The following is a 20667-nucleotide window of genomic DNA, read 5'->3' on the forward strand; positions in this document are numbered from 1 at the left end:
CGGATTCAGCAACCTCTCAGGAGGCTGCGCCGGAGTCAGCCGACGATGGTGTCGACGACTCGCGCCACCCAGTCGAGCAGCTCGCGTCCGCGCAGCGGCCTGCCGCCGATCCCGGGCTCTCGCGGGGCCGGCACGAGCAGGACCTTGACGGCCTCCTTGTACAGGCTCTTGGGGTAGATCCGGTTGATGCGCAGCTTCGCGGACTCGGGGAGCGTGACGGGGTTGAACCGGATGTTCGACCCGGCCGAGGTCACCTCGGTGAGGCCCGCCGCCCGCACCTTCACCCGCAGCGCCGCCACGTCGAGCAGCGCCTCCACGGAGTCGGGCAGCTTGCCGTAGCGGTCCTGCAGCTCGGTGCGCAGCTCGTCGATGTCGGCGGTGGCCCGCACGTCGGCGAGCCGCTTGTACATCTCCAGGCGCAGTCGCTCGCTGGGCACGTAGTCGTGCGGCAGGTGCGCCTCGACGGGCAGCTCGAGCTTGACCTCCTTCTCGGGCGCCGCGTCGCCACGGAACTCCGCGACCGCCTCGCCGACGAGCCGGATGTAGAGGTCGAAGCCGACGTCGGCGATGTGCCCGGACTGCTCGCCGCCGAGCAGGTTGCCCGCTCCGCGGATCTCGAGGTCCTTCATCGCCACGGCCATGCCGCCGCCGAGCTCGGAGTGCTGCGCGATCGTGACCAGCCGGTCGTGGGCCGTCTCGGTGAGCGGCTTGTCCGGCGGGTAGAGGAAGTAGGCGTACGCGCGCTCGCGGCCACGGCCGACGCGGCCACGGAGCTGGTGCAGCTGCGAGAGGCCGAGCGTGTCGGCCCGCTCGATGAGCATCGTGTTCGCGTTGGACACGTCCAGACCCGACTCGACGATCGTGGTGCAGACCAGGACGTCGAAGCGCTTCTCCCAGAAGGCGACCATGACCTCCTCGAGCTGGTGCTCGCCCATCTTGCCGTGGGCCACGGCCACGCGGGCCTCGGGCACGAGCTCGCGGATGTGGGCGGCCGTCTTGTCCATGCTCTGCACGCGGTTGTGCAGGTAGAAGACCTGACCCTCGCGCAGCAGCTCGCGCCGGATCGCCGCCGTGACCTGCTTGTCGTCGTACGGCCCGACGAAGGACAGCACCGGGTGGCGCTCCTCCGGCGGGGTGGCGATCGTGCTCATCTCGCGGATGCCGGTGACGGCCATCTCGAGCGTCCGCGGGATCGGCGTGGCCGACATGCTCAGCACGTCCACGGCCGCGCGCAGGTGCTTGAGCGCCTCCTTGTGCTCGACGCCGAAGCGCTGCTCCTCGTCGACGATCACGAGGCCGAGGTCCTTGATCCGCACGCCGGGCTGGAGCAGCCGGTGCGTGCCGATGACGAGGTCGACCGAGCCGTCGGCCAGCCCCTCGAGGGTGGCCTTGGACTCCTTGTCGGTCTGGAACCGCGAGAGCGGCCGGATCGTGACCGGGAACTGGCCGAAGCGCTCGGCGAAGGTGGCGTAGTGCTGCTGCACGAGCAGCGTCGTGGGCACCAGGAGGATGACCTGCTTGCCGTCCTGGATCGCCTTGAACGCCGCCCGCACGGCGATCTCGGTCTTGCCGTAGCCGACGTCGCCGCAGACGAGGCGGTCCATCGGGACGGTGCGCTCCATGTCGCGCTTGACCTCGTCGATCGTGGCCAGCTGGTCGGGCGTCTCGACGTGCGCGAACGCGTCCTCGAGCTCGGCCTGCCACGGGGTGTCGGGACCGAACGCGTGGCCCTTCGTGGACTGGCGTGCCGCGTAGAGCTTGATCAGCTCGTCGGCGATCTGGCGCACCGCCTTGCGGGCCTTGGACTTGCGGTTCGACCAGTCGCCGCCGCCGAGGCGGTCGAGCGACGGCGACTCGCCGCCGATGTAGCGGCTGACCTGGTCGAGCTGGTCCATCGGGACGAACAACCGGTCGGCCGGCTGGCCGCGCTTGCTGGGCGCGTACTCGAGCACGAGGTACTCGCGGGCCGCGCCGTGGACGACGCGGTTGACCAGCTCGACGTAGCGGGCGACGCCGTGCTGCTCGTGCACGACCGCGTCGCCCGGCTTGAGCTCGAGGGGGTCGATCTGCCGCCGGCGCCGCGCGGGCATCGACTTCGTCGTGCGCTCGGCGGCGCGCTGGCCCACGAGGTCGTCGCGGGTCAGCAGGACGAGGCCGAGCGAGTCCGAGACGAACCCGTGCCCGATCTCGGCGCAGATCACCTGGACGACGCCGCGCTCGATGCCGTCGGTGCCGTCGGCGCGGTCGACGATCGCGCCGGGGACGTCGTGCTCGGCGAGCCACTCCACGGTGCGCTGGGCCTGCCCGTGCGCCGGGGCCACGAGCACGAGGTGGCGACCCTCGGACCGCCACTTCACGATGTCGGCGAACGCCGCGTCGGTGTCGCCGCGGTACTGCGGGGCCGGCTCGGCCTGGACGACGTGCGACTCGTCGAGGGCGAAGGACGAGACCTCGCCCCAGCCCAGCCCGAGCTTCGCGGCGTGCTGCCGGACGTCGTCGAGCTCGTGGAATCCCGCCGAGCCGAGGTCGATCGGGCTCTCTCCGCCGCCGGCCGCGGTGGCCCACGACGCGGCGAGGAACTCCTCGCTGGTGGCGAACAGGTCGGCGGCGCGCGCCTTGATCCGCTCGGGCTCGGACGTCACGATGGTCGACCCCGGCGGCAGCAGGTCGACGAAGAGCTCCATCTCCCCCGCCAACACGGGTGCGAGCGACTCCATGCCCTCGACGGCGTGACCCTCGGAGAGCTTCGTGAAGAGCTCGCCCAGCGACGGGTGGCTCACGGCGTACCGCGCGGCGGCGGCGCGGACCTCGTCGGTGAGCAGCAGCTCGCGGCACGGCGGCGCCCACAGGCGGTCGACGGGCTCGAGGGTGCGCTGGTCGGCCACGGCGAACCGGCGGACCTCGTCGACCGTGTCGCCCCAGAACTCCACTCGCAGCGGGTGGTCCTCGGTGGGCGGGAAGACGTCGACGATGCCGCCGCGGACGGCGAACTCGCCGCGCCGCTCGACCAGGTCGACGCGGGTGTAGGCGGCCGCGGCCAGGCGGGCGACGATGTCGTCGAGCTCGACGTCCTGGCCAGCACGCAGCTCGACCGGCTCGAGGTCGGCCAGGCCCTTGACCTGCGGCTGCAGGATCGACCGGATCGGCGCCACCACGACGCGCGGGCGCTCGTCGCCCCCGTGGACGACGCGACGCAGCACGGCGAGCCGGCGACCCACCGTGTCGGAGCGCGGCGACAGCCGCTCGTGCGGCAGCGTCTCCCACGCGGGGAACGACGCGACCAGCTCGGGGCCGATCAGGGCACCGACCGCGGCGGCCAGGTCGTCGGCCTCGCGCTCGGTGGCGGTCACGGCCACGACGACGGACTCGTCGCCGGACAGGGCCGCGGCGACGAACGGGTGGAACGCGGGAGGAGCCGTCAGCTGCGCCGTCGCGGCGCCTCCGCGCAGGGCGGAGGCGAACTCGACGAGATGGGGCTCGGCGGCGACCGCCGCGGTCAATTCAGGTTGTGCCATGGCCTGTCAAGACTACGGGCAGGCGCCGCACGGGACCCGCCGGGCGAGCCTCAGGACGACGTGGGCCAGCGCAGCGCCGTGACCATCGCGACCGCGTGCTCGCGCTCGTGCGAGAGCGAGAGGGACCACGACGCGAGGCCGACCTCGCGCGCGTGGTCGGCGGCGTCGGCCGCGAGCTCGAGCCGGGGCACTCCCCCGGCGTCGCGGCGCACCTCGATCGAGAGCGGGTCGAACCGGTCGAAGCCGCCCTCGAGGACCTTCATCGCGGCCTCCTTCGCCGCCCACCGGGCCGCCAGCCGCTCGGGCCGTCCCGCGCAGTAGGCGAGCTCGTCCTGGGTCCAGTACTTTTCCAGGAACCGCGGGCCCGAGCGCTCCACGGCGGCCCGGATGCGGTCGACCGACACGATGTCGACCCCGCAGGCGACGCCGGGGGTCACGACCGGTTCGCCGCCGCCACGGTGGCCAGGAAGCTGTGGGCGGCGACGATGCTGCCGGCCTCGTTCAGGTGGCCGGGATCGCGGGCGTAGCCGTCGTACAGGGAGTAGAAGGTCTGGCCGTCCTCGGAGGCGGCGACCCGCTCGCCCGAGGGGGTGGTGGACTGCATCGCGGCCACGTCCCACAGCTCGCCGGGCTCGGAGAACTCCGCGCGGATCATCTGGTTGTAGCGCTCGCGGGCGATGTTGTTCTCGTTCGCGAGGCCGTCGTCGCGCCCGATCGCCTTCTTCACCCAGCCCTTCCAGCCGCGCCGCGTGGTGACCGGCTCGGTGGTGGCGATGAAGGTGGTCTCGGGGTAGGCCTCCTGCAGCGAGCGCAACGTCTCGCGGTAGGCCGTGAAGACCTCGTCGAGGTCGGAGGACGCCCACAGGTCGACGTAGCAGAGCTTGAACACGACGACGTCGGCCTGATCGCCGACGCCGGCACGGACCACCGAGTCGAACTCCTCGATCTTGCCCAGCGGATCGCCGTTGGTGCCCACGTGCATGTGCGTGATCCCCGGGCCGGCCACGCTGGTGGCCTCGGTGACCTCGGGTGCGGGCAGGCCCTCCTGCTCGTGGATGAGTCCGATGCCCCGCAGGACGTCGTCGCCCACCGACTGGTGCGCGAAGAAGACCTTGGTGGTTCCCAGTGATTCCATGTCGGCCTCGCTCGCCTCGACCGGGGTGAAGGGTTCGCCGGCGACCTCGTCGACATCGGCCGCCACGGCGATTCCCACGCCGGCGGCAAGAGCGACGGCGGCCAGCAGCGCCACCAGGATGACCCAGGCCTTGCGCATCGTCGAACTCCTCTCGTCGGGGCGGTATCACCAAGGAGGCGCGGGACTCGTGGGAGATACGTGATCCGGTGCCCCGATCGTACCGTCCCACCGTTGCCCGGAACCCGCGAATTCGCCGTAATTCGACTGGTAGTGTCCGGACACCGGGTCGGTCGAACCCGGGCTGGCATCGGCAGGTGTGACAGAAGATAAAGGAGTGCCCATGGCCACGCGAGAAGAGCTGGTGACCGAGCTGCGCGAGCTGATCCTCGGGGAGCTCATCCCCCTGGATCCCGAGGAGCTGAAGGACGACTCCCCCCTCGTGGACGACGTCCTGGACTCGCTCGGCATCGCCGAGGTCGCCGTGTTCGTCGAGGAGCACATCGGGCGGCCGCTCGCCGCCGAGGAGGAGACCCGGGCCACCTTCGCGTCCGTGGACTCCGTGGTCGACTTCATCGTCAAGCACGGCTGAGACCTCACCGGACCGGCCATGTGCGGAATTGCGGGGATCGTCGCAGCGGCGTCCCACGACGACGCCCACCGACTCCGGTCGGTGGAGCGGATGCTGGCCAGCATCGCGCACCGCGGCCCGGACGAGAGCCTCTCCACCAGCTCGGGCGCCGCGCACTTCGGCACGGTCCGGCTCGCGCTGGTCGACAAGCCCACGTCCCGCCAGCCGATGGCCGACGACGCGGGGCGCTACCTCCTGTCGTTCAACGGCGAGGTCTACAACTTCGCCGAGCTGCGGTCCGCGCTGGAAGGGGCCGGCCACACGTTCCGCACCGCCGGTGACACCGAGGTCGTCCTGCACGCCCTGATGGAATGGGGCAGCGACGCGTTCGCCCGATTCCGCGGCCAGTTCGCGATCGCGTTCTGGGACGCCGACCGTCGCCGGCTGCTGCTGGCGCGCGACCGGCTCGGCATCGTCCCGCTCTTCTGGACGCGGACGCCGGCCGACGAGCTGGTCTTCGCCTCCGAGGTCAAGGCCTTCGCCGACGCCGGCCTGCGCACGCCCATGTCGCTTCACGACATCGTCGACGCCGGGGTGCTGTGGGGCCTGCACCCGGGCCGCACCGCGTTCCACGGCGTCTCGTCCGTCCCGGCCGGTGGCTTCGTCGAGTCCCACGACGGCCGCGAGAGCACCTCGCGGTACTGGCGCTTCGAGTTCGCCGAGCAGCGTGACGACCGCAGCGTCGACGACCAGGCCAAGGAGCTGCTCGGTCTGCTCACCGCCGCGGTCGAGCGCCGGGTCCCCCAGTACGGCGACCCCGCCGTGCTGCTGTCGGGCGGCCTGGACTCCAGCGCCGTCCTCGCGGCCCTGCGCTCGATCCGGCCCGACCAGACGATCGACAGCTTCTCGATCCAGTTCGCGCAGGAAGGGCTCAACGAGGCTCCCTTCCAGGCCCTCGTCTCCGATCACTTCGGCACCCACCACGACGCGATCGTGTGCGACGACGAGTCCGTCGCCTCGGCCCTCGAGCTGATCACGCGCCATGCCGAGCTGCCGCTCATGCGTACGGCGCCGGGGTCCTCGATCGCACTGGCCGAGCGGATCAAGCACAGCGGCTCGCGTGCCGTGCTCAGTGGCGAAGGCGCCGACGAGCTGTTCTGCGGCTACGACGTGTTCAAGGTGGCGTCCATCCGCGACGCGTGGGCCGCCGACCCCGACTCCCCCGCGTTCGCCCGGCTGCTCGAGAAGGCGCTGGCCCACCAGGCGCAGCTGGGGCGCGGAGCGAGTGCGGCGTTCTACGAGCGCGGGCTCGAGCAGCACGACGACCCGGTGTTCTCCCACCTGCACCGCTGGTCGGCGGCGTTCCGGATCACCCAGTACCTCGCCGAGCCGCTGCGTGAGCAGACCTCGCTCGAGGGGACTCTCGGGCGCGTCCGCGACCGGCTGCCCGACGCCTTCCACGGCTGGTCCACGGTCGAGCGGGCGCAGTATCTCGAGGCCACCTACTTCCTGGGCACCTCGCTGCTGGCCACCCAGTGCGACCGGCCGTTCATGGCCCAGAGCGTGGAGTGCCGGTACCCGTTCCTCGACGAGGACGTCATCGACTTCGCCCTGACGCTGCCCGAGGCCTCGAAGCTGCACGACCTCAACGAGAAGCTCGTGCTCAAGGAGGCGGTGCGCGCCCACCTCCCGCCCGCGGTCACCGAGCGGGTCAAGCAGCCGTACACCGCGCCCGAGGGCGGCGTCTTCCGCTCGCCCACCGGCCGCGCGCTGCTCGACCGCTACCTCTCGCCCGACGCCGTGGCCGACACCGGGGTCTTCGACCCCCGGCGCGTGGCCTGGCTCATCGACAAGACGCATCGCAGCCGCACGAGCTTCCACGACGACCTCGCGCTCGTGTGGATCCTCAGCACCACGATGCTCGTCCAGACCTACGGCTTCGCGGACGCGGACGCCGACCTTCGAAGGGGAACCGCATGACCGACATCCAGGAACTGAGCCGCCGGATCGACCTCGAGGACGTGGGCGCCACCACCGACCTGCTCGTCGCGTCCATCCGCGACACCGCGCGGCACTTCCGTCGCACCGGGGCCATCGTCGCGCTCAGCGGCGGCATCGACTCCTCCGCCTGCCTGGGCCTGGCCGTGCGCGCGCTGGGCGCGAAGCGCGTCGTGGCGCTGACGCTGCCCGACAAGGAGAGCTCGGGCGAGACCGTCGGCTACGCCCAGGAGGTCGCCGACGCGTTCGGCGTCGAGCTGCTGCACCGCGACATCACCGCCCCGCTGGACGCCCTCGGCTGCTACGACGACCGCCTCGCCGTGGTCCAGCGGATCGTGCCGGAGTTCGACGCCGACGCCGGAGACCGCTACTCGGTGGAGTTCGATCCCGCCCTGGGCAACGACGAGCAGCTCCAGTCCTTCCGTCTCAACGTGATCCGCGGCGGCGAGCAGACGATGCACCGCCTCGGCGGCCGCGACTTCCTGACGATCATGGCCGCGACCAACCAGAAGCAGCGGATCCGGATGCTCTCCACCTACCGCATCGCCGACGAGCGCAACCAGATCGTCGTGGGCACGTCCAACCGCCTCGAGCTCGACCAGGGCTTCTACGTCAAGCACGGCGACGGCTGCGGCGAGGTCTTCCCGCTGCGCCACCTGCTGAAGTCCCACGTGTACGAGGTCGCCGCCCACATCGGCGTGCCCGAGTCGGTGCAGAAGAGGCCGCCCACGACCGACACGTTCAGCGCGCCCCAGAGCCAGGAGGAGTACTTCTACGGCACGTCGGTGCGCACCAACGACGAGCTGTGGCTGGCCTGGGACCAGGAGGAGGACCCGGCGGCCACCGCCGACCGCCTCGGCCTGCGCACCTCGGACGTGGAGAAGTTCTTCGAGCTCTACACGCGCCGGGCGCTGTACGCGGAGTACCTGCTGACGTCGCTGTGACCCTCAGGCGCCGGCCGGGCGGCGCCTGACCAGCTTGCCGGTGCGCGTGGTCTGGAGACGGTCGACCACCACCACCTCACGCACGAGCCCGCGCGGGTCGACCGCGGCCAGCACGCGCCGGGTGAGCCCTTCGCGATCGGCGTCGGGCGCCAGCTCGACGAACAGCGAGCACTGCGCGTCCTCGACCGTGTCGTCGGCCAGCAGCAGCGCGCCGGCCACGCCGTCCACGCGGGCGACCTCGGCCTCCACCGCCACGGCCGAGACGCGGTTCCCGCGGAAGTTGATCATCTCCGCGAGCCGGCCGGTCACGGTGAGGTGGCCGTGGGCGTCCATCCGGCCGAGGTCGGTGGTGACCAGCGGCGTGCCGGGCTCGCGGACCGGGTCACCGAGGTAGCCCATGAAGACCGAGGGCCCGGTGACGCGAAGGCGTCCCTCCCCGCCCACCGTGACGCGACCGTCGGCGTCGACGAGGTCGACCGTGGTGCCCGGCAGGGGCAGCCCCACCGAGTCGGCCGGGGCGGTGCTGCCCAGCGGCCGCACGGCCACCCGGGCGGTGGCCTCGGTGAGCCCGTACATGAGGTGCGTGCCGCCGTGGAACCCCGGCGTCAGCTCGGCGAGCGAGGCGTCAGACACCCCGCCACCGGCCAGCAGGAGCATGCGCAGGGCGGGCGCGAAGTCCTCGCCGAGCGAGAAGCGTCGCGCGACGAGGCGCAGGTAGTACGGGACGCACGGCAGGATCGTCACGCCGTGGTGGTCGAGGAGCTCGGCGAGCGGTCGCGACGGCAGGGTGCCCGCGGTCATGAGCAGGGGCACCGAGCGCATCAGCGCCAGCAGCACCATCGAGAACCCGTAGGAGTGCGTCGGGTCGAGGATGAAGCCGAGGACGTCCTCGTCCGGGTCCCACGGCTGCACGACCTGGTTCACCGCCGTGACGTTGCAGGCCACGTTGCGCGACGACAGCCGCACGCCCTTGGGCTCGCTCGTGGTGCCGGAGGTGAACAGGAGCAGCGCCTCGGGCGAGCCCACGACCTCGATGCCATCAGCGGGATGGTGGCGCGGGTCGGCCGACGGCTCGACGCCGAACGGCTCGAGGGCGCCGGCGGAAAGGTCGAAGCGGCACCGCGACCGCGCCGCGAGCTCGCGGGTGCGCTCGGGGGTGGGGCGCGGCAGCATGACGAGCGAGCGGCCCGACAGCAGCACCGCGACGATGTCGACGACGGCCTCGTGCCCCGCGCCCGACAGGGCGACCCGCTCGTCCGCGGGCACGGTGGCCGCGATGTGCTCGGCCCGTTCGAAGGCCCGCGTGAACAGCTCGCCCCGGGTGAGGGTGGTCTCGCCGTCGATCACCGCGACGCGCTGCGGGTCGTCGGTCCACCTCAGCAGGTCGGCGAACGAGGCACCCGTCATCGCAGCCTCAGCGACCGGGCGGGGGGCGACACCACGCTGCCGCCGGCCGGGACGTCGGTGACGACGACCGCGTTCGGACCGACCTTCGCGCCGTCGCCGACGCGCACCGCTCCGATGACGACGCTGCCCACGCCGAGGTGGACGCCACGACCGATCCGCGGCGGCGCGTAGTAGGACTCCGCGTGGTCGGGCTCCCACCGCCGGCCGAGGGTGACGCCGTGATAGATCATGCAGTCGTCGCCGATGACGGCACCGGGCTGCAGCACCACGCCGTTCTGGTGGACGAAGACCACCCGATGGCCGATCGCCGTGTCGTGGCTGACCTCGAACCCCAGCACGTTCCGCACGTAGGCGGCGTTGACGAACTTGTAGAGCACCCGGCCGAGGCGGCGCACGAGGACGCCCCGCCCGGGAGCGTGGACCCACTCGCCGAAGCGGTGCACCGCGAGCATGTGCTTGGCGGGGACGAGCCAGCCGGGCGCGTGCGAGGCCATGTCCTCGTGAACGATGTCGAGCAGTCCCTGCCACGTCGACATGTCCCATTCCGTGGGTGCGGTGACGACCGGCGCCGTCGGCTTCGCGGGCTCCTGGTCTGTCGTCATGGCAGGAGTATGGCACCGGACGGGGGCCGCGGGTCGAGCCCCGAATCGCGCCCGGTGGGACAGACTCGCGGTTTCGCCACGACGGCCGGGCGGACTGCCTACGCTGGTGCCCATGTCGAACGCGCCCGCATCCCGGCCGCACGTCCTCGTGATCGTCCAGAACCTGCCCGTCCCCCTGGATCGCCGCGTCTGGCTGGAGTGCCGGGCGCTGATCGCCGCCGGATTCGACGTCAGCGTGATCTGCCCGAAGGGCCCCGGTGATCCGTCCGCGGAGACCCTCGACGGGGTCCGCATCCACAAGTACCGGCCCGCGCCCCAGGCCTCGGGCGCCCTGGGCTACCTGGTCGAGTTCGTCTACTCGTGGCTGCGCACCGCGTGGCTGTCGCTGCGCGTGTGGCGCGAGCGCCCCTTCCAGGCCATCCAGGCCTGCAACCCGCCCGACACCTATTGGGCTCTGGCCCGGCTGTGGCGGCGGCGCGGCGTGGCGTTCGTGTTCGACCAGCACGACCTCAATCCCGAGCTGTTCCTCTCGCGCTTCGGCGAGCCCGACTCGCTCATGCAGCGGCTGCAGTTCGCCTTCCTGAAGTGGCTCGAGCGCCGCACGTACGCCACCGCGGACCACGTCATCTCCACGAACGAGTCGTACAAGCGGATCGCCATCGAGCGCGGCGGGTTCAGCCCCGAGGACGTCACCGTGGTGCGCAGCGGACCCGACACCTCGACGATGCGGCCGATCCACGACCCCGACGCTCCCGCGCCGACCCGGCACACGCTGGCCTACCTCGGGATCATGGGCCCGCAGGACGGGGTCGAGACCGTGCTGGACGTCATGGACGAGCTGGTGCACCGGCGTGGACGCACCGATGTCGACGCCGTCCTCATGGGCTTCGGCGACTGCTACGAGGACCTGCGCCGGCGGTCCACCGAGCTGGGGCTGGACGACGTCGTCACCTTCACCGGTCGGGTCGGGCCGCCCGAGATCGCTCGGCACCTCAGCGCCGCCACGGTGGGCCTGTGCCCCGACCTCAAGACGCCGCTCAACGACGTCTCCACGATGAACAAGACGATGGAGTACATGGCGTACGCGCTGCCCACCGTCTCGTTCGACCTCGTGGAGACCCGGGTCTCGGCTGGTGAGACATGCCTCTTCGTCGAATCGGGCGACATCGCGGCGTTCACCGATGCCGTCGAGGGCCTGCTCGACGACCCGAAACTACGCGTCAGGCTCGCCCGTGAGGCCCGGGAACGGGTGGCGACCCACTTGGACTGGAAACCGCAGTCGGAGGCTTACGTCGGCGTCTGGAGGTCCCTGCTCGGTGGGACGGTCGATGCCGGCCCGGTCAGAAAGGACTATGTGGACTTGGTCACACCGGAGGAGCTCGAGCGCTTCGTGCTCTCCCGGGGCCCGATCCCGCCTGCATCCTGAGTCACTCCACCCTCACCCGAGGGCCGGTTCTCCCTGCCATTTCGCTTGCATCGCCGTGTCGGGGCGTGCGAGGGTTGGCGGGTTCACGCCTCTACATCAAGGCCTATCTCCATGCCGTTGACCCCACGTCCCCCCCGAAAGCACCGCAGGATCTCGGCCAAGCGGAAACTCTCCTTCTCGCGACGCAGCCTCGTCATGGCGCTGCTCGCCGTCACACTGACCACCCCGGCCCTGTTCGCCGCCACGGAGCGCACCTCCGCCGCTGCGGAGACCCAGAGCCTCCTCCCCGACGATCTGCGCCCCCGCGCGCTCGGCGACTCCCGTCCATGGGAGGTGGGGCTGAAGTTCCAGGTCACCCGCCCGGCGTACGCCGAGTCGATCCAGGTGTACCGGAGCCAGACCCTCAGCCGCGGCACGATCGCGACCCTGTGGTCGCCCACCGGCTCGCCGCTGTCGACCGCGACCTTCCCGGCGTCGGGCCAGACCGGCCTGCAGACGGTGGACCTCGACTCCCCTGTGCTGCTCGAGCCCGGTGAGAACTACGTCGTGTCCTACTCGGCGCCCCAGGGCCGCCAGCCCCAGGACCAGCGCCAGTTCACCCGCGCGGTGAGCAACGGCGTGCTGCGGGCCGCCCCGGACGCTGGCGTCTACAGCGGCCGCCTCGGCAACTACCCCACGCGGACGTACCGCGCCTCGAACTACCACGTCGACGTGGTGGTCTCCACGGGCGACGCCGGACCCACGACGCCCCCGCCGACCACGACGCCGACCACGGCTCCGACCTCGGAGCCCACCACGACGGCGCCCACCACGGCCCCGACGACCGCGCCCACGAGCGCCCCGACCACGGGACCCACCACGGCCCCGACGACGGCACCCACCACGGCCCCGACGACTGCTCCGACGACGCCTCCGGGAAGCCGCAACTTCCCGACGCGCGCCAACACGGGCACCCCGTCGGGCTGGACCCCCACCCGGACGATCAACGGTGACCACAACGTCACCACGGCCGGCGCGGTGGTGGAGAACCTGCGCATCGTGAACGGCAACCTCAACATCCGCGCGGCGAACGTCACCGTGCGGCGGGTCGAGATCAGCAGCGGGCAGATCAACAACGTCTTCAGCCGCCAGTGCTCCAACGGGCTGGTCATCGAGGACACGACGATCCTGCGCGGTGCGAACGACATCGGCCAGCCGGCCATCCAGTTCGGCGGCTACACGGCCCGACGGGTCAAGATCGACGGTCCGTCCGAGGGCCTGCGCGTCGGCGGCAAGGACTACGGCTGTGGCGAGGTCCGGGTCGAGGACTCGTTCGTCAGCGTGAACGCCTACGCCGGCTGCGAGCGTGCCGGCAGCGGCATCGACTGGCACGGCGACGCGCTCCAGGGCTACAACGGCGCGAAGGTCACCGTGCGGCACTCGGTGCTCAAGCTGAACCCGACGCCGTACTGCATCGGCAACTCGGCGTTCTTCTACCCCACCCAGGGCAACACCAGCGCCGTGATCGACGACGTGCTCGTGTCCGGCGGCGGCTTCGTCTTCCGGCTCGACACCCCGGGCCAGGTCACCAACCTCAAGGTGGCCGAGGACTCCTGGATCTACGGGCCCAGCCACAACCAGGCCTGCGGCGCCGGGATCACCTGGGGCGCGGGGAACGAGTACGTGAACTACAACGAGGGCACCGGCGCCTGGTCGTCCAGTCGCCCGCTCTCGTGCCTGGGCTTCCGCGGCTGACCCCGCACCGCCCGTCGTGACGACGAAGCCCCGCGCACCGATCCGGTGCGCGGGGCTTCGTCCGTGTGCGAGGGGTCAGACCCGAGCGAGCTCGCGGTCGTCGTCGGGAGCCACCGGCTCACGGTCGCGACGACGCTGGGCGCGACGCTCGAGCGCAGCCACGGCCCCCAGGGTCGCACCTCCGCCGAGGGCGAGGACCATGATCTTGGCCAGCATCGGCTGCCCGCCGAGGCGCACGACGGCCGGCGACTCCGGCGAGGGCGCGATCGTCACGCGCTCGTTCGCGGCGACGTCCTGCTCGTCCTGCAGGGTCTGCAGCTCCGTGGAGATCTCGGTGAGCGCCTCGCGGTGCCGGGCTCGCGCGGTCTCGGGATCGGGCGCGGCCACCTCGATGTAGAGGGCGCGGGTGTCGAAGTACGGCGCCCACTGGACGCCGTTGTCGGGCAGCGTGATCAGCACGCCGTCGCGCACGCCGCGGCCCACCATCGTCGCGGCCGACGACGCCGTCTTGGGCAGGGCGTCCATGCCGTTGATCCGCTTGCCGACGACCCCGGCCACCGTGATCAGGTCGGCGGCGTTGACGCGCAGCTTGTTCGGGTAGACCTGGCTGGCCGGCGCGACGAAGACGGCCTGGCCTCGCAGGTAGTACACGTCGGGGGCCGTGTCGACCGCCGCGACCGCGACGTACGTGACCGCGAGCCCCAGGACGACGACGTACCAGCGCCGGAAGGCGGCGACCAGCACGTCCCAGAAGACCACGTCACTCCTCCTCCGGCGGCCCGAGCGTCCGCGTTCGCCCTCCAGTCTGTCACGCACACCCGTCGTTCCGGGCCGATCGCGGTGTTCCACCGCGGAGCCGAAAGCCCCCGACATCGCGATCCCCTCGTTACGATGGGACCACGACGGCCGGCACAGGGTCATCGCGCGGGAGTCGGGGAACGAGATCCACTGGGGAATCGATGCTGGTAGAAGTCATCAAGACGGTGCTGCGGCGCTGGTACGTCGTCGTGGCGGGCCTGCTGCTCACGGGAGTCCTGGGCTACGCGGCGTACTCGTCCACTCCCCCGGTCTACGAGGCGAGCGGCACGGTGCTGCTGCTGCCGCCCGAGGACCAGGTCAGCGGAGAGGGCATCAAGAACCCCTTCCTGCAGCTGAACAACCTCGACGTGCCGACGTCGCTCGTGGTGGCCCGTCTCAACGGCGACGAGGTCCGCGAGCAGATCCTCGAGGACCAGCCGGGCGCGCTCTACGAGGTCACCACCGACCCGACGATGCGTGGACCCGTGGTCCTGGTCCAGGTCTCGGCGCAGAGCGCCAAGGCCACCGTGGACACCCTCGAGCAGGTCCTGGCCGCCGCGCCGACCGCGCTGGCGGACCTGCAGCGTCAGCAGGACGTGCCGAAGGGTGACTCCATCACCTCCATGCAGCTCGCCGCCGACCTCGAGGCCACGGCAGTCACCCGCGCCACCACGCGAGCCGTCGTGGCGGCGGTCGCCGTGGGCCTGGCGCTGACCGCCGGCGCCACCGCCGGCGTCGACGCGATCGCCCGTCGCCTGCGCGCGCGACGTCGCCGTCAGGCCGAGGCCGAGGCCGCGCCGGCCGACGCGTCCGAGGGTGCGGTCACCTCCGACTCGACCGACACCGACGGAGGCACCGACGCGCCCGGCAACGAGCAGACGTGGGAGCCCCCGGAGGAGGAGCTCGCCGCCCAGAGCCCCCGGAGCCTCACCCCGCCATGAGCTCGTCCGTCCGGTCTCCGGCGCGGATGGACTCGGTCACCTGGCTCCTGCTCTACCTGACCATCCTGTACGCGATCCCGTCGCGGCTGGTCGTCCCCGCGCTCGGCAGCGCCGGATCGCCGTCGATGCTGGTCGGCCTGATCAGCCTCGGCGGCTGGGCGCTCTACCAGGTGGGGCGCACCACCAGCCAGAGTCACGCGCGCGAGGTGCTGCCCGTCCGGCGCGCCCTGTTCGGCTTCGTGGCCTGCGTCGCGATCACCTACGTCGTGGCGATGTCCCGGCCGATCGACTTCGACGAGATCAGCCCCGTGAACGTCGCGATGGCGGTCGTGCTCTCGTGGTCGGGCACGCTGCTGGTCGCCCACGACGGCATCTCCTCGATGGAGCGCGCACGCACCCTGGCGACGGGCCTGGCCTGGGCCGGCGGCCTGATGGCGTTCCTGGGCATCCTGCAGGTCGTCACGAGCGACCCCATCATCAACCGGATCTCCATCCCGGGCCTGTCCGCCGCGCAGTTCGAGGTGTTCACGCGCGGCGAGACCATCCGGCCCTCGGCCACCGCGACGCACCCGATCGAGTTCGGCGTGATCATGGCGATGATGCTGCCGTTCACGCTGCACGCGGCGTTCCACACCACGCACGGGCGACGGCTGCTGCAGTGGATCCCCACGCTCATGGTGGGCGTCACGATCGCCCTGACCTTCTCGCGCTCCGCGTACGTCAGCGCCGCCGTCGCCGCGGCGGTGCTGGTGATCGGCTGGCCGCGCGAGCGCCGCCGGCTGTTCCTCGCCGGCGCCTTCGCGATGGCCGTGGTGCTGTTCGCCGCCGTGCCGCGGCTGTTCGGCACGATCCAGTCGCTGTTTCGCAACGTCGGCACCGATCCGAGCATCACGTCGCGCACCGACAGCTACGAGATCGCGTGGGCGTACATCGCGCAGTCGCCGTTCTTCGGCCGCGGCCTCGGCTCGTTCCTGCCCAAGTACCGGATCTTCGACAACCAGTACCTGCTGCTCATGGTCAGCATCGGACTGGTCGGCACGCTCGCCTTCCTGCTGCTCGCCGTGGCCGGGCTCTGGGTGTCGCTGCGGGTGCGCCTGCTGGCCGAGGACGAGGACACGCGCGACCTGGGCCTGTCCCTGCTGGCCGCCATCGCCGCCGGCGCCACGGGCATGGCGCTGTTCGACTCGTTCGCGTTCCCGATGACGATGGGCACGTACTTCCTGTTACTGGGCATGGCCGGTGCGGTGCACCGGATCGTCGTGCTCGAGCCACGTCGTCCCGCGGCGCTGGCGCAGACCAGGCCTGCCGTCCCGCACCCGCGGCGCTGGGTGGGTGCCGTGCGCCGGCGGCTGCGTCGCGCGCGCTGAGGCGTCAGACCATCGCGTCGAGCACGCCCGCGGGATCGCTGAACATGAGCGTGGCGGCCCGGTCGACGAGCTCGGGGTCGAACACGTCGGCGCGGAACGACACCGACACGCGGAACTGTCCGGCGTCGGTCGAGCTGATCCACCCGATCGCGTTCGGCGCGATGCCGTCGGTGCCGTGCACGACCCGGCGCTCGGCCGGCGGCACCTTCCACGGGAGTGCCTCGTAGATGCTCAGGACGCCCGGATTGCTGACGGAGGTCCGGGCGCGCACCGGACGCGCCACCGAGTCGGTGGAGGTGGGGGTCGCGGGCGGACGTCGCCTCGCCCGCAGCAGCCGCGCGGCCACCGCCGCCAGCGGCCGGCCGGAGTCGAGGATCGCGCTGAGCCGCCCGCCGAGCATCGGCGGCTCGAAGCCCTCGCCCCACACGGGGACCGACACTCCGGTGATGAAGTTCCCGCCGGTCGTCACGCCCTTCGGCAGGTAGCGGCGCAGGTCGACCACCAGGTCGCCCTGGGGCTCGATGGGGATGCCGGCCTGCTCCGTGGCCGCGGCGGCCAGCAGGAGCATCGTGGGACTGATCCCCAGGCCGTGGGCCGCGCCCCACTCGCGAACCCCGGCCATCTGACCGACGTCGCACGTGCGGTGGAGGCGATGGGTCAGGTGCCCGGGATCGACGAGGGGGATGCGATCGTCCTCGTTCTCGGCCGGGCCGGCGGGGAGCGCGGCCACGGGGGCCGAGCCGCGGCTGCGCACGAGCGCCAGGGCGTTGCCGGGGTGGCGACCGAAGGTGTTCCACAGCGCGCGCGTCACGGGCCGCTCGGTGACCGTGTCGAACAGTGCCGGGACCGGCGCTCCGCCGGCCATCGTCACGAGGATGGTCGGCAGGCTGGAGGCGAGCGGGGCGTCGAGCAGCACGTGGTCGAAGGCGGTGGCGAGCTCGTCCCCCTTGACGGCGAACTGCAGCGGGAGGTCGTCGACGAGGTGGGCCGCGAGCCAGTCCTGGGCCGACTCGGCCGTGCCCTCGGGCACGACGCGGAAGATCTCGGGCAGCCGCTCGGCGATGCCCGCACCGAGGTAGCGCCAGTGCTCGTCGTCGGCCTTCACGAAGCCGGCCCGGGTGTGCGGGCCATGGGCGGCCAGCCGCACGAGCGCGTCACCCAGCAGCTCCAGCGGTGGCACGTCGAGAGGACTGAAGGACTGGCGGATGCGCGAGCCGCCCAGGAGCCGGTCGATCCCGGCGATCGGCACCAGCCGCGATGGATCTGCCATGGCCCGAGCCTAGTCGCGGATTCGCCCTCCCGAGGGCGTCTCGCCGATACGATGTGGCCCACCGTCCCCGACGCCGAGGTGAGCGCTGCGATGTCCGATCCCGAGGTCCTCCTCGCCCCCGTCCACGCGGGGAGCGGCGCGTGAGGCTCCTGCTGGTCGTCTCCACGGCGCACCCCGAGTCCGTCGGCGAGGCGTGGATCGCCCACCAGTGGATCCGGCGCCTCGCGGAGCGCCACGACGTCACCGTCCTGTGCTACCGCCAGCGGGCCGGCCTGCCGCTGACCGGCACGGTCGAGGGCGCGCGCATCGTCGAGTGGGACGAGCCTCCGCTGATCGGGCGCCACGAGCGCTTCAAGGCGATGCTGAACCCCGGCTACTACCCCTTCGCGTGGCGGGCACGCCGCTGGATCCGCCGGGCGCTCGCCCGCGGCGAGCGATTCGACCTCGCCCACCAGGTCACGCCCGTGTCGCTGCGCTTCGCCTCGCCGCTGCGGGACGCGGGCATCCCGTACGTGATCGGGCCCGTCGGCGGCAGCCTGGAGTCGCCGCCGGCCTTCGCCGACCAGGAGGGTGGCGCCCCGTGGTTCACCGGGCTGCGCCGGCTCGACCGGTTCCGCCTGCGGCACAGCCCCGCCCTGCGCGCCACCTTCGCGAACGCCTCGCTCGTCGTGGGCATCGCCGACTACGTCCGCGACCAGCTGGGCGACATCGCCGTGCGCGACTTCACCACGATGAGCGACACCGGCATCGAGGTCCTGCCCCCGGCCGCCCCCGGCTCCGACCGCACCGAGGGCGTGCGGCTGCTGTACGTGGGGCGCGTCATCCGCACGAAGGGGGTGCGCGACGCCGTCCGCGCCCTGCACCTGCTCCCCCGCGGCACCGCCACCCTCGACGTCGTCGGCGACGGGTACGACCGGGCCGCCTGCGAGGCTCTGGCCGCCGAGCTCGGCATCGCCGACCTGGTCCGCTTCCACGGCCGCGTGCCCCACGAGGCGGTCGACGACTTCTACGCAGCCGCCGACGTCTTCGTGTTCCCCAGCTATCGCGAGGCCGGAGGCATCGTCGTGATCGAGGCGCTCTCGCACGGGCTGCCGGTGGTGGCGTGCGACCGCGGCGGCCCGTCGAGCACGGTGACCGACGACTGCGGCATCCGGGTGCCCGTCACCGATCCCGAGCAGCTGGCCCGCGACCTGGCCGACGCCCTCGTCCGGCTCTGCGCCGATCCCGGCCTCCGGGCCCGCCTCGCCGCGGGAGCGCGGGAGCGCAGCGCGGAGGTCTCGCTCTGGGACAGCCGCATCGAGCACATGGAGTCGCTCTACCGCCGGGCCCTCGACGGTCGCTGACCTCAGGCGCCGGGAGCCTCGTCGCCGACCCGGAGGCGACGGCCGAGCACGGATCGGATCGGACCGGCGATGCGGCCGGGGAGCACCGACAGCACCGTGGCCGTCGTCGCGGGCTTCAGCAGGGCCATCCCCACGAGGTACGTGACGACGACCGCCATCCCGCCCAGGAAGATCTCGACGAGGAGCGGCAGCGGGTCGGCCAGCCACAGCACGCCCCAGCCGGCCGCCCCCGCCAGCACGGCGGTGGGCACGACGCTGACGAACGGCGCGATGACCTGCCACCGCGTCGCGCCGATGATCGGCGCCACGGGGATCGAGCGCAGCAGGGCCTCCGCGATCGCGATGGCCGCCCACCCGGTGACGACCGCGATCAGCCCGAACTGGACGAGGTACAGCGAGACCAGCAGCGCGAGGCTGTAGATCACCGCGATGAAGGCGAACCAGCGGCCCGGGTGACCCGTTCCCACCAGGAGCGCCTGGTCGACGGCCCAGCCCACGCCGGCGATCGCCATGATCGCCAGCGCCGGGACGACGAGCGCGCTCTCGGACTTGTCGGCACCGAACAGCAGCTCCACCACCTCGGGCGCCGCGACCGCGAGGAAGACCATCAGCGGCGTGATCACGGCGTACGCGACCGCCGACGCGCGCAGGTAGAAGCCGCGCAGGCGGTCGACGGAGTCGCGGATCTTCGCGAACGCGGCCATCGAGACGGGCAGCAGCGCCGAGATCGAGAGGTCCTGGGCGGTCTGCACCAGTCGCTGGGCGATCGAGAGGAATCCCATCTCGCGCACGCCGAGCCCCGCGACGACGATCGCCGTCTCGGCCCAGACGCGCAGCGCGTACACGAGCCCGCTGCCGACGACGTGCGAGCCGAACGCCACCATCACCTTGAACCGTGCGAGCGAGAAGCCGGGGCGCGGCCGCCAGCGCGCCACGATCCACACCGAGACCAGCACGATCACCTGGCCGCACAGGACCTGCAGGACCAGCGCCCAGGCGCCCCCGCCGGTGACCGCGACGGTGATCGCCACGACCTGGGCGATGATGGCCGCGTTGGCCTCGATCAGCGCAAGCTTGCGGAACTCCATCGCCCGGCGCAGCAGCGCCATCGGCACGGACCCGACGGCGACGGCGAGCACGGACAGTCCCATGACCTGCAGCAGCGGGGCGGCCTCGGGCACGTCGAGCGCCGCGCCGATGAACGGCGCCGCGACCGCGATCGCCCCGGCCAGTGCCGCACCGGAGACGAGCGAGAACCAGAAGGCGGTCGCGAGCGTGCGCTCGTCCACCTCGTCGGCCTGGACGAGGTACGCCGAGAAGCCGGCATCGGCCAGGACGTAGATCAGCGGGAGCAGCGTCGTGGCAGTGGCGGCGACGCCGAAGTCCTCGGGCGACAGGATCCGGGTGAGGATGATGATCGTCAGGAAGCCGCCGAGGCGGGTGATCCAGCGCTGCGCGGTCATCCACAGGACACTGATGGAGGTGTGCCGGGCGAGTCCGGTGTCGTCGCTCATTCCCACCCCATCGCACGGACCTCGGTCCATCGCCCCAAACCGCGGAAAGGCAGCGGCCGACCGCAATACACTGTACTGCGCGGCACTGTCCGTCAGAGGCCGAAT

General features: G+C 72.0%; 16 protein-coding genes and 1 pseudogene. 8 read left to right on the forward strand and 9 right to left on the reverse strand.

The genetic code is table 11. The features are described 5' to 3' along the window. Window positions 1-35: 35 nt before the first annotated feature. The 3 genes from mfd to B5D60_RS03895 are packed head-to-tail and all read right to left on the reverse strand — an operon-like array spanning window position 36 to window position 4788. Window positions 36-3515, reverse strand: a complete 3480-nt coding sequence (gene mfd / locus B5D60_RS03885; RefSeq protein ID WP_078698930.1) for a transcription-repair coupling factor — start codon at window positions 3513-3515, stop codon at window positions 36-38. 50 nt (window positions 3516-3565) lie between these two features. Further along, complete coding sequence (acpS, locus tag B5D60_RS03890) at window positions 3566-3952, reverse strand: holo-ACP synthase (protein WP_078698931.1); 387 nt, start codon at window positions 3950-3952, stop codon at window positions 3566-3568. After that, the gene (locus tag B5D60_RS03895; protein ID WP_078698932.1) at window positions 3949-4788 is read right to left on the reverse strand and encodes an SGNH/GDSL hydrolase family protein; all 840 of its coding nucleotides are present in this window, start codon (window positions 4786-4788) and stop codon (window positions 3949-3951) included. The genes acpS and B5D60_RS03895 overlap by 4 nt, the downstream gene beginning before the upstream one ends. 202 nt (window positions 4789-4990) lie before the next feature. On the opposite strand from B5D60_RS03895, the gene B5D60_RS03900 reads away from it, so the two are divergent. Genes B5D60_RS03900 through nadE form a run of 3 tightly spaced genes read left to right on the forward strand, consistent with a single transcriptional unit; the run spans window position 4991 to window position 8160 of the window. After that, a complete protein-coding gene (locus B5D60_RS03900; protein ID WP_078698933.1) occupies window positions 4991-5239 on the forward strand; it encodes an acyl carrier protein in 249 nt (82 codons plus the stop codon). Between the two features lie 18 nt (window positions 5240-5257). Further along, complete coding sequence (asnB, locus tag B5D60_RS03905) at window positions 5258-7198, forward strand: asparagine synthase (glutamine-hydrolyzing) (RefSeq protein WP_078698934.1); 1941 nt, start codon at window positions 5258-5260, stop codon at window positions 7196-7198. Next, complete coding sequence (gene nadE / locus B5D60_RS03910) at window positions 7195-8160, forward strand: NAD(+) synthase (protein WP_078698935.1); 966 nt, start codon at window positions 7195-7197, stop codon at window positions 8158-8160. Before asnB ends, nadE begins: the two co-directional genes overlap by 4 nt. A 3-nt stretch (window positions 8161-8163) precedes the next feature. Here the strand turns inward: nadE and B5D60_RS03915 are convergent, their stop codons facing one another. Both B5D60_RS03915 and B5D60_RS03920 read right to left on the reverse strand, forming a co-directional pair. Next, window positions 8164-9567, reverse strand: a complete 1404-nt coding sequence (locus B5D60_RS03915; protein ID WP_078698936.1) for a class I adenylate-forming enzyme family protein — start codon at window positions 9565-9567, stop codon at window positions 8164-8166. After that, window positions 9564-10169 (reverse strand): serine O-acetyltransferase, encoded by a 606-nt coding sequence (locus B5D60_RS03920; protein ID WP_172806248.1) that lies wholly within the window; start codon window positions 10167-10169, stop codon window positions 9564-9566. The genes B5D60_RS03915 and B5D60_RS03920 overlap by 4 nt, the downstream gene beginning before the upstream one ends. A 112-nt stretch (window positions 10170-10281) precedes the next feature. On the opposite strand from B5D60_RS03920, the gene B5D60_RS03925 reads away from it, so the two are divergent. After that, a complete protein-coding gene (locus B5D60_RS03925) occupies window positions 10282-11595 on the forward strand; it encodes a glycosyltransferase family 4 protein (RefSeq protein ID WP_078698938.1) in 1314 nt (437 codons plus the stop codon). A 195-nt stretch (window positions 11596-11790) separates the two neighbouring features. Continuing rightward, window positions 11791-12291 (forward strand): annotated as a pseudogene (locus tag B5D60_RS17325) (DUF4082 domain-containing protein); the annotation flags it as partial. 2 nt (window positions 12292-12293) lie between these two features. Here the strand turns inward: B5D60_RS17325 and B5D60_RS17330 are convergent. Continuing rightward, window positions 12294-12797: a YMGG-like glycine zipper-containing protein gene (locus B5D60_RS17330; RefSeq protein WP_172806404.1), complete on the reverse strand. Its 504-nt coding sequence runs from the start codon at window positions 12795-12797 to the stop codon at window positions 12294-12296. Window positions 12798-13404: 607 nt separating this feature from the next. Further along, window positions 13405-14088 (reverse strand): hypothetical protein, encoded by a 684-nt coding sequence (locus B5D60_RS03935; RefSeq protein ID WP_078698940.1) that lies wholly within the window; start codon window positions 14086-14088, stop codon window positions 13405-13407. Window positions 14089-14288: 200 nt separating this feature from the next. Between B5D60_RS03935 and B5D60_RS03940 the strand changes: the two genes are divergently transcribed. Next, window positions 14289-15068: a YveK family protein gene (locus tag B5D60_RS03940; protein ID WP_078698941.1), complete on the forward strand. Its 780-nt coding sequence runs from the start codon at window positions 14289-14291 to the stop codon at window positions 15066-15068. Next, a complete protein-coding gene (locus B5D60_RS03945; protein ID WP_078698942.1) occupies window positions 15065-16435 on the forward strand; it encodes an O-antigen ligase family protein in 1371 nt (456 codons plus the stop codon). The genes B5D60_RS03940 and B5D60_RS03945 overlap by 4 nt, the downstream gene beginning before the upstream one ends. A 4-nt stretch (window positions 16436-16439) precedes the next feature. Here B5D60_RS03945 and B5D60_RS03950 read toward each other — a convergent pair whose 3' ends face one another. Continuing rightward, window positions 16440-17705 (reverse strand): hypothetical protein, encoded by a 1266-nt coding sequence (locus tag B5D60_RS03950; RefSeq protein WP_153302868.1) that lies wholly within the window; start codon window positions 17703-17705, stop codon window positions 16440-16442. Window positions 17706-17845: 140 nt separating this feature from the next. Here B5D60_RS03950 and B5D60_RS03955 point away from each other — a divergent pair, with 140 nt between their 5' ends. Continuing rightward, window positions 17846-19048 carry a glycosyltransferase family 4 protein gene (locus B5D60_RS03955; protein ID WP_197684397.1) on the forward strand — a complete coding sequence of 401 codons (1203 nt, stop codon included), beginning with the start codon at window positions 17846-17848 and terminating at the stop codon, window positions 19046-19048. 2 nt (window positions 19049-19050) lie between these two features. Here B5D60_RS03955 and B5D60_RS03960 read toward each other — a convergent pair whose 3' ends face one another. Further along, window positions 19051-20562, reverse strand: a complete 1512-nt coding sequence (locus tag B5D60_RS03960; protein ID WP_172806249.1) for a lipopolysaccharide biosynthesis protein — start codon at window positions 20560-20562, stop codon at window positions 19051-19053. Between the last annotated feature and the right edge of the window lie 105 nt (window positions 20563-20667).

Origin of the sequence: Aeromicrobium choanae, from assembly GCF_900167475.1 — a bacterium.
GTDB classification, from domain to species: Bacteria; Actinomycetota; Actinomycetes; order Propionibacteriales; family Nocardioidaceae; genus Aeromicrobium; species Aeromicrobium choanae.